Source organism: Ochrobactrum sp. SFR4, assembly GCF_019730395.1.
Taxonomy (GTDB): domain Bacteria; phylum Pseudomonadota; class Alphaproteobacteria; order Rhizobiales; family Rhizobiaceae; genus Pseudochrobactrum.
Genome location: NZ_JAAPBB010001131.1, coordinates 1 through 248, shown reverse-complemented (window position 1 = coordinate 248; position 248 = coordinate 1). Strand labels below are relative to the sequence as shown.

At 50.4% G+C, this 248-nt stretch carries 1 pseudogene; it reads right to left on the bottom strand.

Annotation, left to right across the window (positions count from 1 at the left end):
• Positions 1-248: pseudogene (locus HBA93_RS22565) on the bottom strand (alpha-ketoacid dehydrogenase subunit beta); the annotation flags it as partial.

Below are 248 nucleotides of genomic sequence, written 5' to 3'. Positions count from 1 at the left end.
ACCCTGTCTGCGGATTGCGGCCTTACCGATCGGAATGGAATAATAGCCTTCCGGTGTTTCACTCAGAGCATGTTTTGACCACGGCACCACCGGCTGATCATAGTGACCATTGAAAGGCCCGTTATATAGCCGTTTCGGCTCAAGAAAGATTACCGGATCATCGTTTTCAATTGCCGAGATCAGCAGCCCTTTGGCATCATGCGGATTGGACGGAATAATCGTCTGTAGTCCGGCGACATGCGTAAACA